Genomic DNA, 16,344 nt, shown 5'->3' on the forward strand with positions numbered 1-16,344 from the left:
AGAAACTTTTATAATGGAAAGTACCCCGACAGCTAAAACCGAAGTCTCAATAGTGCTTTTAAGCCTGCTTGAAAGCGTGGTTCTGGGCTTTTATGGTTACTATATTGGTGAAGTAGCTCTCGCTACTATCCCGGTCAGAAGATTATCTCACAAGACCAGCCCAGGTCAGGGTATCTCATCATTGCTTTGGTTCTAGAGTTGATATTGACTCTAGGACGTTTTGTTTTACTTGCAAATTTCCATAGCCCATAAATTTTAACGATTTTTGGTGTTTTTAGCCTTGATATGTGGGGCAATGAGTTTCTCAGAAGGTAGTTAGTAGTTGGTGGTTACTTTTACTTAGCTAAGATGTAACGGATAGCAGCAACGCGAAAAAATTTTTCCCGACATATCCCGACATATTAAGAATGATCGTAGCTTGCAGTGGGAAATGGAGAGTAGAGGAACAAAAAGCCTTGCGTTTGATTGCAGAGTCCAAAATTGCTCCCTTTGGGTGATTACACTGAGAGATGAGATAGTGGGATCTACCGAATCAAGCCATGTCCCTCACTTTCAGCTTCGCGCTTACTCAAAACCAAACCTTTGAATTGCGCTGCGATTATGGTTCACGTCGTCTGGATAGCGTTGAGTTGAGCGCACTTATTAATTTATCTGAGCAAAATTACTATCAGCAAAAAAGCGATCGCCCATCCGAACTCATCCAATTAGGACGACGGCTTTACCACTGGTTGGATGGCAAACAAGGATGGCTGAGAAGGTCACTAGATGAGGCGGATGAGGGGACAATTTATTTAGATTTGGTTCAAACTAGCGAAGCCCAAGGTTTGAATCAAGATACACAAAAGATGGCGTTAGGATTAGCACATCTACCGTGGGAATTGCTACATGACGGCACAGTCTTTTTACTTACACGGCAGGATATAGCAGTATTGCCGGTGCGTTCTTTACAACAACGCCACACTCAAGTTATTGGTGTGCAAAATCGTCCTTTGCGGTTGCTGTTTATGGCGACTGCACCGGAAGATCCCAGAGTTCCGCCCTTGGCTTTTGAACACGAAGAAAGCAATATTCTTGAAGCAACCAAAGACCAGCCGTTAGCATTGATTGTCGAGGAAAGCGGCTCGGTCGAGGAATTAGCTAATCTGGTGAAATCCTACCCCCAAGATTATTTTGATGTCTTTCACATCATAGGACATGGGTTAATTTATACTAAGGAAGACTACGGCTTTTTGCTGCCCCAAGGGCGAACAATCCCAGATCATACCCCCTGCTTCATCACTGAGGATGAGGTGGGGAATGTGCAACTTACTACCGTGAATGACCTAGCGACAGCCTTTCGCGGACGCTGGCCGAGGGTGATTTTTCTGTCAGGTTGTCACACGGGACAGGTTCCCAACAAAGGAACAGTACCCTCAATGGCGCAGCAATTGGTGAAGGCGGGGGCGGGTGTAGTTTTGGGTTGGGCGCGTCCGGTGTATGACCGCACGGGTATTATCGCAGCGCAGGCATTGTATCAGGCTTTGGCAACGGGTGATACGGTAGAAGCAGCAGTCAAAGCTGCCCAGCAAGAGATGATTGCTGAAGAATGCACCGATTGGCATTTATTGCGGATTTATCGAGATACGCGCCCCATTCAGGAGTTAGTAACACCCTTGAGAACGAGGGGCAGAGAAAAGCTGGTATTTGCACCACCAGAACAAGAATTTTTGGACGAGAATAATATAGTTAAAGTCGCCAGTCGGTTTGAGTTTGTCGGACGCAGGCGGGCTTTACAAAGGTGTTTGCGGGCATTGCGAGAAACCAGCGACCAAATCGGCGTGTTTATTGCTGGGATGGGCGGACTGGGTAAGAGTACCTTGGCGGCACGACTGTGTACGAGAGTGAGAATTCAACGCCCAGAGTGTCAGCAGGTAGTGTTGATTGGGCCTTTGGATGAGGTAGGGTTGCTTAATAAACTCTCTAGCAAATATGAACGGTTTGCAGATGTTCCCGCACTGTTGAATGAACCAAAGGTGAGTCTTAAAGGACGACTGCAAAACTTTTTTGAGGCAATAGAAAACGAACATAACCAGCCTTTGCTGTTGGTGCTGGATGATTTTGAGCAAAACATTCCCAAGGCTAACATTGAAAATGGCTCATTGCGGATGACGGCGGAAGCCTACCGGATTTTAGAGGCGATTTGTGCAGCACTGGCAGAAAATGGGGCTTCGAGTCGGTTGATAGTTACCTGTCGCTACTTGAAAGAAGATACCCTGCCACCCCACCGCCTGCATTTAGAATCATTGGCGGCGATGAGCAAAAGCGATATTGATAAAATCTGCCGTCCGTTAGATAAAGAAGTTAAGCAACAGCCAATCACGCAACGGATTATTAGAGTAGCTGATGGTAATCCCCGCTTGTTGAAATGGCTGTTAGAAATAATTCAGCAACCGAGTTTAGAACCAGATGCGCTTTTGACTCGTTTAGAAGCGACTGAGCAAAAGTTCCGCGAAAATATTTTGGCACAGACATTGCTGGACGCTTTGGAAGTTGAAGAGAAAAAGTTTCTGGCGCGGTTGAGTGTGTTTCAATTGCCAGTAACAGAGGATATTATTAGCGCTGTTGAAGAGAACCTCACCCCTTCCCCTCTCCTCGCTAAGGAGAGGGGTGCCGAAGGCGGGGTGAGGTTTTCCCCTAGTCAGGAGAGGGGTGCCGAAGGCGGGGTGAGGTTTTCCCCTAGTCAGGAGAGGGGTGCCGAAGGCGGGGTGAGGTCATCGCTAAATAAACTCACTAGCCTCAGCTTAGTCGAATCTGCCACCACTCACCCCACCCAAACACCCACCTATCGCGTCACCACGATTTTAGAACCACTGTTAGAGCCAGTATTAAATCAGGAAGAGTGGCAAACAACTAGACAACAAGCGGCAAGAAAAATCTATCAAATCTGGTGGGAGGAAGCTGAAAATGAAACAGAAGAACAAGCACTAGAAATTGTCCGCTTGGGACTGTTAGCGAAAGAGGAAGAAATAGCCGTCAGCGTTGGTGACACAATCGCTTCGGACTGGGTAAATAGTTCCCGGTTTTTAGAAGCATTAGAACTGTGTCAGCAAATTTTGGCAGTCTATGAAGACTACCGCATCTTGGGAGATATTGCCCGTGCAGAACAGGTTTTAGGCTTCGTGGAAGATGCTGCTAACCACTATCAGCAAGCTTTAGAACTTTGCCCGGAAGATGACGATATCCGCAATGCTGCCACCTTGGGCAACATGGCAGGGTTAATTGCCCAACAAGGAGATATCAAACGAGCCCTTTCCTTGTGGGGGCAATCTTTGGAACTCAAAGAGCACTTTGGCGATGTCCAAGGCAAAGCCACTATCCTCAACAATATGGCACGAGTTATTGCCCAACAAGGAGATATCCAGCAAGCACTTTCCTTGTGGCGGAAATCTTTAGAACTATTTGAACACTTTGGTGATGTCCAAGGCAAAGCCGCAATCCTCAACAATATGGCACGAGTTATTGCCCAACAAGGAGATATCCAGCAAGCACTTTCCTTGTGGCGGAAATCTTTGGAACTTTATGAGCGCATTGGCTATGTCCAAGGCAAAGCCACAATCCTCACTAACATCGCAGGGATAATCGCCCAACAAGGAGATATCCAGCAAGCGCTTTGCTTGTGGCAGCAATCTTTGGAACTTTATGAGCGCATTGGCTATGTCCAAGGCAAAGCCACAACCCTCAATAACATCGCATGGCTAATCTACAAACAAGGAGATATCGAAAGAGCTATTTCCTTGCGGCAACAATCTTTGGAACTTTATGAGCGCATTGGGGATGTTCAAGGCAAAGCCACAATCCTCAACAATATGGCATCAGCAATTGCCCAACAAGGAGATATTGAAAGAGCTACTTCCTTGTGGCAGCAATCCTTGGACATTATTGAAAGCATTGGCGATGTTCAAGGCAAAGCCACAATCCTGGCAAATATGGCTGATGCTGTAGGTGAGACTGGGGATAAAGCTAAGCAGTTAGACCTAAATTTGCAAGCTGCCCAGTTACTTGCACAGGTTCGTGCCTATGGTGATTTGGTTAGGGTTCTGCGAAATTTAGGCGTAGTGTATGAAGGTAAGGGTTTAGTTTACCTGGGTCAAGCAACTTGGTTGGTGTTAAGGATTCAAGCCCCTTTAGCAAATACAATTCAACTAATCCGTAATTTGTATAACTCTGTACCTCAAGATCGTGAACTAAAAGCTTTGCTAGGGACAACAGCCCTATTTTTGTGCAACCATCGAGGCGAAGGTCATCCACAGTTAGAGGAACTCAAGAATATTAGTTTGAGGATGATATCAGAGGTGGCAGTTGCCCAAGGAATTGAAACGCAGGAAGCTTTTGATACTTGGTTTATTCAGCAACACTTGAATAATCCGGATTATTTCCTTCCTCAACTCAATCAGCGCCTAGAGGAGATTATCGGCGATCGCTGGTTGTTTGACCGCAGTCAAGTTTAATAGTTAACTGTTAAAGTGTTGATACTTGCTCACGAGGGCGTTGCTGAATCAAGGTATGAATCCAAATGTAGAGACGCGAAATTTCGCGTCTCTACAAGGTTTTTGGCAGAACGCAAAATCATCCGCTTAACCAAACAGTGTTGGGAGTGATGCGATCGCTCTATTGCTACATGAGATAATCACTTCACGCTGATTTCACTGTTACAAAGAATCTTAACGAGAGAGTGAAAGCCCCGCGCTTTTAAGCCTTGTCATTACCGACATTTTTCTCAAACTGGCTGGCGATCGCTATAAAATCCGATTAGGGCGGAGAGTAGTCCACCACACTAATTTTGATAGGTTTGTAGTGAGGGCTAGAGCCGCTCATTTTAAGCACGTGCATTGCTTACTACGAACTCCCTTAGCCTGTCAAAATCTTTATGGCAGACTAAGAGTGTCAATCAACTATCACTTGATTCAGTAAAGCTATCCACATATCTGGTGGTTCTGCGTAGTAATCAATTTCCTCCACTTGATATCGATAGGAATAACGATCATCTCGTAAAATAATCCAGTCACCTCGTTTAATACCTCTACGCTGCGCTGTCATGTATCCTTTTTTATAGTTTTCTAACGGCTCAAATACATAGTCACGTCCATGAACAAATTCAGTAAAATCATGTATTTTATACTTTTGGTATTTTGGGATATTTAGTATAAATTTAATGATCGAACTATAAATAACATTTTGGTTGTTGTCTGACCTAGTAGAAGACATAAGTTTTTTGTAAAAAGGAAATAATATTGAAGCAAAGCTTTAATTAACAGCAGTTAGTTTGCATCAAATCTGAGAAATTAAATCTGCAAAATTCATCACAATTTCAATGCCATTGATAAAAATAAACGACGAGTTGAAAACAGGTTGACAGCTACTGACAAGAAATATCTTTGACTTTTGCCTCATACTACTAATCTAAGCATACAGACAAGCCTTTGAACTAGCCAAAATTGTTAGGTGAACACCTTTAGCATTGCAGCGAGATTTCAATAATGTCAACTGTGATTCTACTGGCACAAATAGAACTCTGCAATCCAACAGTATCAATAGAAGCAAGTATCAAATGGACAACGAAGTATTATTTTGTTAGTAGTCCGCTAAAGAAAATTTGGCAAATGGGAAAAAGACAATATTAAAGGGATAAAAAATTTACCCACCTCTAATCTTTAATACCAGTTTCACAACAAAGATAAATTCCACAAAGCACTTCTAAGTGAGGACGTTAAGTTCTCTTTTATGCGTTTACCTTTAATGACAAAAGTAATACCAATTTAAAAAATGATTGCGACAGATGGATTGACAGAAGCTCGATAGAGACAGTAATTCCCAATCCAAAATCTAAAATCCAAGATGGTATAACTTTTGCTAGAGATAACTATTAACTCTGCGTTCATAACAATATAGATGAAAATTTTTACCTTTTATTACAAGCTCGACAATGCAGATATCAAGTAGAAGAACGCATTGCAAACGCTCGCAATAATTTTCAGATTTGAACTTGAGCGGAAACACTACCTTGATGCTGACTTGGGACATAGAACATTGGGAATTGGGAATTGATTCTCTTACCGATGCCCGATGCCCAACAACGGGGAGTGTCAAAAGATTTGCCGAAATAAGAGATCAAAGTACTTGACATTACCCTAGGGTTAGCTGCTATATTAACAAGAGTGAAAACGCAATGGGGCGTAGCCAAGCGGTAAGGCAGCGGGTTTTGGTCCCGCCATCCCTAGGTTCGAATCCTAGCGCCCCAGTATAGCCAAGAGGTAAGCAAACTAGCTTACCTCTTGTTTTTTTAGCGAATGTAAATAGTCTTTTTAACTAATATATGGTGGTTTTACTAAGTAGGCGTCACGCTAGAACGTCGATTCAGTATCCTTATTATGATGTACAGTGATATACAGTTAGTGTTTTAGTTAACTTGACATATCTAAGTGCAACGATAAGTTCAAGGATTGCTAACAGTACTTACTTAGGTAAATTAAAGTTATATGCCCCGCACTGCTTTTTGTCCGGAAAACTTCGGAGCCTATTAGTAAAAATAAAATAACTAAGTGCATCTTTTAGACTATACTATACTGAAACAAATGTCTTAATCGAGAATTATCTCTCACTATAAAATTTAAAACCCAAGCCATTTAGTTGTTTGAAATGATTAGCTTTCATGCTCATGGCATGATGTAAGGTGTAGAAAATCCTGATCTACACTCTATCTTTAACTTTAACTCAAGATCAAAATCAGAAACAAATCAATCTTGCGTAATGTTACTGTATATATAGTACATAGCTCCCGATTAACGGGAATTTTAAACACTGAATACGGAGTGACTAAGTATAGTACGTATGTTTTTGACAATACTTAAAGGAAATCTTGAGTTATTTACAACTGTGTAGTTAGAAAATTCATTAATCTACCAGGGTGTGCCGTCAGATTTAGCAGTCTAATGCATGTAACTACGCTTACCAACTAGGAAATACCAGTACTGTAATTCAATTTATTAAGGATATGCTGAGATCAGACAAACATCCTCAATACCCATTGTTACCGGCCAATTCATCCCAGTTCAATGATGTTGATGAAGGTGGATTGAATTTGGGTCAAGTTGGAGCAGCTCTTCGTCGCCGAGCATTGTTGATAGCTGGTGTAACAGGCGTAGTGGCAACAGCGGCGGTGTTGAAGGCAGAAACAGATCCACCAATATATCAGGGTACGTTTGAGATTTTAACCAAGCCTGTAACTGGTGAGAGTAAGGCTGTAGCGGATGTTCCTCAAACTATAGGAAATAGACAAGACCCAATCACCGCTCCGCAGACAAAAGATGAAGTCAAGACAACGATCGCAGTTTTACAAAGTCGCGGATTATTAGAGCCTGTAATTCAAAAGCTGCAGATGAAGTACCCTGGTCTAGATTATGACTACATCATGCAGAGCTTAATGATTGAGCCTGGGGAACAGAATATTTTACAGGTTCAATACACAAACCCAGATGAGCATTTAGTTCGCGACTTTCTAAGTGCAATTAAAGATGCTTTTTTGGAATATAGTCTGGAGGAGCGTCGAAACGATGTTGAGCAGGCTATCAAATTTGTAGAAAAAGAAAAACAGCCGCTGGAAGAACGAGTAAAAGACTGGCAAGAAAGACTGCGAACAATCAGGCAAAAAAATAACTTAGTCGAACCAGCGCAGAAATCACAAGAAGTATCTGCTCTGATTGCAACGTTGACACAACAGCAGTTGGATAATCGCGTGCAACTAGAGCAAATGCGAGCCAAATATCTAGACTTGCAAAAAGAGTTGGCACAACAACCAGGTGCATTGGCTAGTAATTCGCTGCTGAGTGACAACCCTCGCTACCAAAAGATACTCGATCAAATTCAGCAAGCAAACACAGAAATTGCTAGAAGAGGATCTGTATATACCGATCAAGAAGAGGGTATGCAACGCCTTTACCAGCAGAGGTACAGCATGGTTTCGATGCTGGAGCAGGAAAGGGCAAGGGTAAATAGGGATTTTCTCAGTCGAATTCGGGAACTGGAAGCGCGTGATGTAGCTTTAGCCGAGAAAATCGATAACCTCAACGGCTACTTACGAGCTTTGGCAGCAGTTAGTCGTGATTACGATAACATTCAGCGGGAATTAAAAATTGCTACCGACGCTCTCAGCCAATTTACAGCCAAGCAACAAGCATTGCAAATCGAGTATTCTCAAAGACTCCAGCCTTGGAGGTTACTCGATCCTCAAATGACACTAGTGAACGAACCCCAGGCTATTTCGGATAGTGCAAAGAGAAATTTAGCGCTAGGAGGATTATTGGGTTTACTCTTGGGTGTAGGAGCAGCTTTAGTTGTAGATAAGCTCAGCAATGTTTTCTATACATCTAAGGATCTTAAAGAAGCCACTGGTCTGCCATTACTAGGCGTAGTTCCTTTAAGAAAAGAAATTGCAGCATTGGCTGATCAAGGAAATGCTTCTAGTACTGTGCAACAAGCTGCTCGGGCCTCATTTTTTGAAGTCTTTCGTTCTCTTTACACCAATATTCTGCTTCTAGGTTCGGATGCACCAATTCGTTCACTTGTGATTAGTTCAGCAGGGCAAGGAGACGGTAAATCAACAGTTGCTGTACACTTAGCCTTGTCAGCAGCAGCGATGGGACATCGAGTATTGCTTGTGGATGCAAATTTACGTTCTCCCAGCCTTCACCAGCGCGTGGGGTTGATGAATATTCAGGGTTTAACTGATGTGATTTCTGCCGATCTAGACTGGAGCAATGTGATAGAGCGATCGCCCTTAGAAGACAACCTCTATGTCCTCTCTGCCGGCCCGATTCCACCAGACTCGATTAGATTGCTTGCGTCTCAGAAAATGCAGGACTTGATGCAAGACCTACATAGCAGCTTCGATCTAGTGATTTATGACACGCCACCTCTAGTTGGATTCGCAGATGCTACCTTGCTGGCTGCAAATACAAATGGTATGGTTCTAGTTGCTGGTTTGGGTAAGGTAAAACGTAGTGTACTCCAGCAAGCACTAGAAGAACTACAAATATCAGGAACACCCGTTTTAGGGTTGATAGCGAATAAGTCAAGAGACTCTGTACCCGCCTCTTACAGCTACTACCAGCAGTATTACAGACAGGGCATGAGCGTTGAACGCATAGGTGATGAGGAAGACGTAGATAGCAGCAGTGCTTCTGCGCCAACTTCTTTAAGACAAATTAAGTGATAGTGGATAGTGGATAGTGGATAGTGGATAGTGGATAGTGGATAGTGGTTAACTACTAACTACTAACTACTAACTACTAACTACTAACCACTAACTACTAACTACTACCTATCCGGTGATTTCAGAGCGCGATCGAGTATTTGACGAGCCTGTTCTGCTTTGGTTTTTGCTTCTTGGTAACGCAAATTTGCTTGAGCAAAAGTCTTGAGAACTTTAAAACCTTCCTTCAGGCGAGTAATTTCTTCTTCAGTTACAGACTTGTCTGAGAAGAGTATGTCAACCTGTTTGCGAATTTCCAATGCTTCGGCGCGTGAATCTTGGACTTTCAGCTTCAATGTGGCTAGGTTGCTGAGAACCTGAACTGCTTGTGTAATTTCGTCCTCACCGCTAGCAGTATCCATTGGTACTTCCTTCACCTCAATTAGTTGTTGGGGACCAAATCCGTCTTCCAGTTCCGTAGGCAATTTGCCTTCATCCATGAGTTGCATTAGCTGATCCATAGCTTTCTCACGGGCTTTGGCCGAATCTTTACCAGGAACGGTGAGGATAATTTCTGGGCTTTGAGCGAGAGTGTACTGAACCATATCTGGGGTAGCGAAGTTGCTGCTGCTGTAAAAGCCGGGGGATTAATTTTAACATGAAGGAGCTAGTATCGTGTGGCAAATTGTTTTTCGCCCTGCCACGGGAGAATTGTGGAAGTGTTTAAGCTTACAATCTTTATCTGGCAATTATTTTAGCTTTTTAAAAGCTGTATTGAAAATAGGGGAAAGGGGAAAGGGGAACTCTTAAGAGGTATTTTTATCGTTGGTTGTGGAATTTTCCTGTGATTAGCTGCTTTGAAAATTAAGACAGAAGGTAAGAGGATTTTTATAGTTTTAGGAACTTTCTTACTTTACATGCAGTTGTTAATAAGTGCGATCGCCCTTTGCATCTTCTGTAATAAAGAGCGATCGCTTTTTCATTCACCTGTCAGATGAGAGAGTGGGGGAACTACTAACCACTAACTAACAACCAACAACCAACAAACAACCACTAACTACTAACTATCAACCACACTCCAAAGACTCTCTCGTAGACACACCAGTTTTAGAATTCACGCCACTTGCCTTCGCACAAAGTTTTTTCACTTCCAGACCATCTAAAACTGCATTGGTGAAATCAGTACCTGTGATGTCAACATTATCAAAAGTAGAATATAAAAGCATTGCATCGGTAAAAATTGCATCACTTAAATCCGCATCCCGAAAATCGGTAAGATAGGCTATACCATTGGTAAAATCTGCACCATGTAGATTTGCTTTTTCTAGATAAGCACTGTTAAAAACAGCACCACGTAAATCAGCATTGCTAAAATTAGATTTATCCAACTTCACCTTGGCAAACTCTTCACGGATCAAGGTTTGACCAGAAAAATCTGCGTTACTCATTTGCTTGTAGCCTGCAAAACGGCTGCTAGAAGATTTTGCTGCCTCTGCTGACAGGGGAAACAACAGCACCATAGCTAAGATAAAGGCAGCTAATACTCGCCAAAACTTCATAACGTTAACTTAATAAATCTCAATACTTACACCATTCATTATTAAACATCATGGGTAAGTTCTTTTTGGAGAATGGGAAACGGTTTAGATTCCCTCGCATCATCGCCCCAAGCATAATTTTAAGTATAGACCTTTAAAATGATACCTATGGCGTCCGGGGTGTTTGCGGAAGCACCTCATCATCTTTGCCTCCCTACACCTCTTTAACCCCGTGTTTGGGGGTTGTTGATGTCTAAGGGGTTTAAAAAATGCGATGTTACTTCAGTTCTAAACGAGAAACTTCCTGTTCTAAATGAGAACGTTCTTGTTCTAAACGAGAATCTTCTAATTTGAAGCGAGAACCTTTCTGTTCTAAACAAAAACTTTCTAGTTCTAAATGAGAAAGTTCTTGTCCTAAACGAGAATCTTTTGACTTGAAACGAGAACTTTCCTGTTCTAAATGAGAAACTTCTAACTTGAAACGAGAATCTTCCTGTTCTAAACGAGAAAATCCGAGTTAAGAACCTGAGTTATGCCGTTGCAAACAAATACCTCTCTGTTTCCTCTGCGTCCTCTGCGGTAAAAAATCTGTCGTTCTTTGTGTCCTTTGGATCTTTGTGGTTTAAACAAAGTGCGATCGCCTGCCGAACCCGAATCAATCCCGTAGTATATAAAGATGGCGATCTCTGAGAACAAAATTACCCGTGGCTAAACAAGAAGAAAACGCTGTCTCTCTATATCGAACACCTCTATATTCTCTTGCTCAAGAACTGAAAGCACGGTTAACCAGCTTTGGTGGTTGGGAAATGCCCGTACAATTTAGCGGTATTACTCACGAACATGAAGCTGTAAGAAATAAAGCCGGAATGTTCGATATTTCCCACATGGGTAAATTTAAATTACAAGGTAAAAACCTCATTTCACAACTTCAAACTTTAGTACCTTCAGACTTAACTCGCTTGCAACCTGGTCAAGCTCAATACACAGTATTGTTAAATCCCGAAGGTGGCATTATTGATGATATTATTTTCTACTTTCAAGGAGAAAACCCCTCTGGCAACCAACAGGGAGTGATGATCGTCAATGCTGCCACTACTAACAAAGATAAAACGTGGATATTGCAGCATCTTGACGCCAACGAAGTTACCTTCCAAGACCTTTCATCAGAAAAAATTTTAATTGCTGTCCAAGGGCCAAAAGCAGTCGAATATCTTCAGCCTTTCGTACAAGCAGACTTAACCCCAGTCAAAGCCTTCGGTCACTTAGAAGCAACGGTTCTAGGTAAACCAGCCTTTCTTGCCCGCACAGGTTACACCGGAGAAGATGGATTTGAGGTGATGCTAGATCCACAAGTGGGAATAGAATTATGGCGTCGTCTTCATAATGCTAGTGTTGTTCCCTGTGGACTTGGTGCTAGAGACACCCTGCGACTAGAAGCAGCAATGGCACTTTACGGGCAAGATATCGACGACACTACCACACCTTTAGAAGCGGGTTTGGGTTGGTTAGTGCATCTTGATACCAAAGGGGATTTTATTGGACGTCCAATTTTGGAACGGCAAAAATCAGTCGGAGTTGAGCGTCGACTGGTAGGTTTGCAAATGCAAGGACGCAACATTGCCCGTCACGGCTACCAAGTATTATCAGCAGGTAAAGTAGTAGGAGAAGTTACTAGTGGTACACTATCACCTACACTGGGTTATCCCATTGCCTTGGCTTATGTTCCCACCCAGCTAGCAACTGTTAATCAGCAGTTAGAAGTGGAAATTCGCGGTAAAACTTACCCAGCGGTAGTAGTTAAAAAACCTTTTTACCGTTCTAAAACTCGCGTAACGAACTGACAAAGCAATGGGAAAAATCAAACTTGTGGGTGCTACTAATTTCTAATGGCTAATTACCTTTACCATGTAGCTATTAGCCATCATTTACGTTAATTTTTCTCATGTGGAAGAGGAAGTGATATGTCTTTGGAATATCCAGAAGATTTAAGGTACTTAGATACTCATGAATACGTGCGCTTAGAAGGCGAAATTGCCACAATTGGCATTACCGCCTTTGCTGTAGACCAATTAGGAGACATTGTATTTCTGGAATTGCCAGAAATCGGTGATGCTGTCACCAAAGAAGAAAAGTTGGGTACCATTGAATCTGTGAAAGCCGTTGAAGACTTAAACTCACCAGTCACTGGCACTGTCATAGAACGCAATGATGCGATGGTAGAATCTCCGGAACAAATAGCAGAAGACCCTTACGGCGAGGGATGGTTGATTAAAGTGCGAGTTAATGACCCCGGTGAAATTGATGATGCATTGACGGCAGAAGAGTATAGCGCCCAGGTGGAGGGGTAGTAGGAATTGTTAGTGGTTGGTTGTTGGTGGTTGGTGTTTGTAGAGACGTGCCATGGCACGTCTCTACATTGGTTAGTGGTTGATTAGTCCAAACAACAAACAACAAACACCCAACAACAATTACTTAGTCAAACAACAATCAACAAACAACAAACAACAAACACCAAACAACCACTATCACCATGTGAAGTTTACGTAAACTGATATTTCTGAATCCAACGTCTTAAATATACTTATTGCAAAATATTAAGTAGTTACGTCTGGAGAGTTATTTGTGGTAATATCCGCTCCTCGTCCTCAGTCAGGCAACCAACAAACGCCGGGCGAAAGCACTCAAAAGTCCAGTAATTTTAAGGAAAGACACATTGGACCTAATGCCGATGACATCCAGCAAATGCTGGCTGTACTGGGTATTTCTTCGCTGGATGCCCTCATTGACCAAACAGTACCGCAGTCCATCCGGCTATCTCGTCCATTAAAATTGCCAGAAGCATTAAGTGAGTATGCCGCACTAACAAAGTTAAAAGAAATAGCTTTAAAAAACCAAGTTTTCCGCTCATTCATTGGTATGGGATATTACGACACTATCACCCCAGCGGTGATACAGCGTAATATCTTAGAAAACCCTGGTTGGTATACTGCATATACTCCTTATCAGCCGGAAATTGCTCAAGGGCGACTAGAAGCACTGTTGAATTTCCAAACCATGATGATCGACTTGACAGGTTTGGAAATTGCTAATGCTTCATTATTAGATGAAGCAACAGCCGCCGCCGAAGCAATGAGCATGAGTTATGGTGTTTGTAAAAATAAGGCAAATACCTTCTTCGTGTCTAATGATTGCCATCCCCAAACTATCGATGTGTTGCAGACACGGGCAAAGCCTTTGGGAATTCACATTATCGTCGGTGATCGCCAAACTTTTGATTTCGCAGAACCGATTTTTGGGGCAATTTTACAATATCCCGCTAGTGATGGCACAATTTACGACTACCGCGCTTTTGTAGAAAAAGCCCATGCTGTGGGAGCATTGGTAACGGTAGCAGCAGATCCCTTAAGCCTCACCTTGTTGACACCTCCCGGTGAATTTGGTGCTGATATTGCCGTCGGTAGTACTCAACGTTTCGGGATTCCCCTTGGTTACGGCGGCCCTCATGCGGCATACTTTGCCACAAAAGAAGAATACAAGCGGCAAGTGCCAGGCCGAATTGTCGGTGTATCAAAAGATTCTCAAGGCAAACCTGCTTTACGTTTGGCTTTACAAACCCGCGAACAGCACATTCGTCGCGAAAAAGCGACTAGCAATATTTGTACAGCACAGGTATTGCTGGCGGTGATGGCGAGTATGTATGCTGTCTATCACGGCCCCGATGGACTCAAAAAAATAGCAGATAACATTCATGCCCTAACTGTAGTCTTGGCAGCAGGACTGAAACGTCTGGGTTACAAACTTACTTCCGAAAGTTTCTTTGATACAATCCGAGTAGAATTAGGAACGCGCAGTTTAAAAGAAATTCTCGCAGCTTGCGAACAGAAGAAAATTAACCTGCGGATTTTCGATGACACTGCTGTAGGTATTTCGCTAGACGAAACCACTACAGTTGAGGATGTGCAAGACCTTTGGGAAATTTTTGCTGGCACAGATAACTTACCCTTCACCCTAGAAGAATTATCCCCCCCTCTCCCCACCACCCCATCTCCCCATCTCCCCCTCCCGCGCAAAAGCGCCTACCTCACCCACCCTATCTTCAACCGCTATCACTCAGAAACTGAGTTGTTGCGTTACCTGCACAGGCTAGAAACTAAGGATTTGTCGCTAACAACGTCAATGATTCCTTTGGGGTCATGTACGATGAAGCTCAATGCGACATCGGAGATGATACCCGTAACTTGGGCAGAATTCTGCAAGATTCATCCTTTTGCCCCCCAGTCGCAAACGCAGGGTTATCAAATTCTGTTTCAGCAGTTGGAAGAATGGTTAGCCGAAATTACTGGGTTTGCTGGAATTTCTCTACAACCTAATGCTGGTTCTCAAGGTGAATACGCAGGGTTGTTAGTCATCCGCAAGTATCACGAAAGTCGTGGGGAAGCACACCGCAATGTTTGCCTAATTCCTACATCTGCCCACGGAACCAACCCAGCAAGTGCGGTGATGTGCGGGATGAAGGTGGTAGCTGTTGCCTGTGACAATCAAGGTAACGTGGACTTGAACGATCTAAAGGCAAAGGCAGAAAAGCACAGCAAAGAACTCGCCGCATTGATGGTGACTTATCCTTCTACTCACGGTGTGTTTGAAGAACAAATTCAAGAAATTTGTGCTGTTGTTCATACCCACGGCGGCCAAGTTTACATGGATGGGGCAAATATGAATGCCCAAGTGGGGCTTTGCCGTCCGGGAGATATCGGTGCAGATGTTTGTCACTTGAACCTGCACAAAACTTTCTGCATTCCTCACGGTGGTGGTGGCCCGGGTATGGGGCCAATTGGTGTTGCTAAGCATTTAGTGCCTTTTCTCCCCGGAAGTCCAGTTGTGAAAATGGGAGGTGAACTAAGCATTGGTGCAGTTTCAGCAGCACCTTGGGGTAGTGCTTGCATCTTGGTGATTTCTTGGATGTACATCGCGATGATGGGTGCGGCGGGTTTGACGGATGCCACAAAAGTGGCTATTCTCAATGCCAATTACATCGCCAAGCGACTTGAGGGATACTATCCCGTTTTATATCAAGGGAAAAATGGGTTAGTTGCCCACGAGTGCATTTTAGATTTGCGATCGCTCAAAAAATCCGCAAGCATCGAAATTGATGATGTTGCCAAGCGTCTGATGGACTACGGCTTCCACGCGCCGACGGTTTCTTGGCCTGTGGCAGGTACAATCATGGTGGAACCCACCGAAAGCGAATCCAAGGAAGAATTGGATCGTTTTTGCGATGCATTGATTGCCATTCGCCAAGAAATCGCCGCAATTGAATCTGGTAAGGCGGATCTGCAAGATAACGTCCTCAAAAATGCACCTTACACAGCCGAAAGCCTGATTGTCGGAGAATGGAACCATCCTTACTCTCGCGAACAAGCCGCTTACCCTGCACCTTGGACTCGCGAACACAAATTCTGGCCTGCGGTCGGTCGCATTGATGCCGCCTTTGGGGATAGGAATTTTGTTTGTTCTTGCCTACCAATGGACGCTTATCAAACTTGACGGCAAGTGCGAAACTCCCCAGTTTCAAAATCTTCA

Annotated in this window: 9 protein-coding genes and 1 tRNA gene; 6 read left to right on the forward strand and 4 right to left on the reverse strand. The window is 43.4% G+C overall.

Annotated features, from left to right (window positions below; all coding sequences use genetic code 11):
- Window positions 1–539 precede the first annotated feature (539 nt).
- Window positions 540–4,487 (forward strand): tetratricopeptide repeat protein, encoded by a 3,948-nt coding sequence (locus FIS9605_RS0133920; protein ID WP_026736441.1) that lies wholly within the window; start codon window positions 540–542, stop codon window positions 4,485–4,487.
- Window positions 4,488–4,923: 436 nt separating this feature from the next.
- Here FIS9605_RS0133920 and FIS9605_RS46485 read toward each other — a convergent pair whose 3' ends face one another.
- A complete protein-coding gene (locus tag FIS9605_RS46485) occupies window positions 4,924–5,076 on the reverse strand; it encodes a hypothetical protein (RefSeq protein ID WP_331280993.1) in 153 nt (50 codons plus the stop codon).
- A 1,130-nt stretch (window positions 5,077–6,206) separates the two neighbouring features.
- Between FIS9605_RS46485 and FIS9605_RS0133930 the strand changes: the two genes are divergently transcribed.
- Window positions 6,207–6,278 (forward strand) — tRNA-Gln (locus FIS9605_RS0133930).
- Between the two features lie 752 nt (window positions 6,279–7,030).
- On the forward strand, window positions 7,031–9,247 hold the full coding sequence (locus FIS9605_RS0133935; protein ID WP_026736443.1) for a GumC family protein: 2,217 nt from the start codon (window positions 7,031–7,033) through the stop codon (window positions 9,245–9,247).
- 104 nt (window positions 9,248–9,351) lie between these two features.
- Here FIS9605_RS0133935 and FIS9605_RS0133940 read toward each other — a convergent pair whose 3' ends face one another.
- The 3 genes from FIS9605_RS0133940 to FIS9605_RS44720 form a co-directional block, all read right to left on the reverse strand.
- The gene (locus FIS9605_RS0133940; protein ID WP_026736444.1) at window positions 9,352–9,831 is read right to left on the reverse strand and encodes a hypothetical protein; all 480 of its coding nucleotides are present in this window, start codon (window positions 9,829–9,831) and stop codon (window positions 9,352–9,354) included.
- Between the two features lie 462 nt (window positions 9,832–10,293).
- Entirely contained in the window at window positions 10,294–10,785 is a 492-nt protein-coding gene (locus FIS9605_RS0133945) for a pentapeptide repeat-containing protein (RefSeq protein WP_026736445.1), read from the reverse strand.
- 477 nt (window positions 10,786–11,262) lie between these two features.
- Complete coding sequence (locus tag FIS9605_RS44720) at window positions 11,263–11,460, reverse strand: hypothetical protein (protein ID WP_197036239.1); 198 nt, start codon at window positions 11,458–11,460, stop codon at window positions 11,263–11,265.
- A gap of 8 nt (window positions 11,461–11,468) precedes the next feature.
- Between FIS9605_RS44720 and gcvT the strand changes: the two genes are divergently transcribed.
- The 3 genes from gcvT (at window position 11,469) to gcvP (ending at window position 16,308) form a co-directional block, all read left to right on the forward strand.
- On the forward strand, window positions 11,469–12,605 hold the full coding sequence (gene gcvT / locus FIS9605_RS0133950) for a glycine cleavage system aminomethyltransferase GcvT (protein WP_026736446.1): 1,137 nt from the start codon (window positions 11,469–11,471) through the stop codon (window positions 12,603–12,605).
- Between the two features lie 120 nt (window positions 12,606–12,725).
- Window positions 12,726–13,112 carry a glycine cleavage system protein GcvH gene (gene gcvH, locus FIS9605_RS0133955; RefSeq protein WP_026736447.1) on the forward strand — a complete coding sequence of 129 codons (387 nt, stop codon included), beginning with the start codon at window positions 12,726–12,728 and terminating at the stop codon, window positions 13,110–13,112.
- A gap of 274 nt (window positions 13,113–13,386) precedes the next feature.
- The gene (gene gcvP / locus FIS9605_RS0133960; RefSeq protein WP_026736448.1) at window positions 13,387–16,308 is read left to right on the forward strand and encodes an aminomethyl-transferring glycine dehydrogenase; all 2,922 of its coding nucleotides are present in this window, start codon (window positions 13,387–13,389) and stop codon (window positions 16,306–16,308) included.
- Window positions 16,309–16,344: the final 36 nt, after the last annotated feature.

The sequence above is a fragment of the Fischerella sp. PCC 9605 genome (assembly GCF_000517105.1).
Lineage (GTDB): Bacteria > Cyanobacteriota > Cyanobacteriia > Cyanobacteriales > Nostocaceae > PCC9605.

Coding starts and splice junctions, on each gene's coding strand:
- FIS9605_RS0133935 (WP_026736443.1), top strand. CDS start 7,031: ATGCTGAGATCAGACAAACATCCTCAATACCCATTGTTACCGGCCAAT.
- FIS9605_RS0133920 (WP_026736441.1), top strand. CDS start 540: ATGTCCCTCACTTTCAGCTTCGCGCTTACTCAAAACCAAACCTTTGAA.
- FIS9605_RS0133940 (WP_026736444.1), bottom strand. CDS start 9,831: ATGGTTCAGTACACTCTCGCTCAAAGCCCAGAAATTATCCTCACCGTT.
- FIS9605_RS46485 (WP_331280993.1), bottom strand. CDS start 5,076: ATGACAGCGCAGCGTAGAGGTATTAAACGAGGTGACTGGATTATTTTA.
- FIS9605_RS0133945 (WP_026736445.1), bottom strand. CDS start 10,785: ATGAAGTTTTGGCGAGTATTAGCTGCCTTTATCTTAGCTATGGTGCTG.
- gcvH (WP_026736447.1), top strand. CDS start 12,726: ATGTCTTTGGAATATCCAGAAGATTTAAGGTACTTAGATACTCATGAA.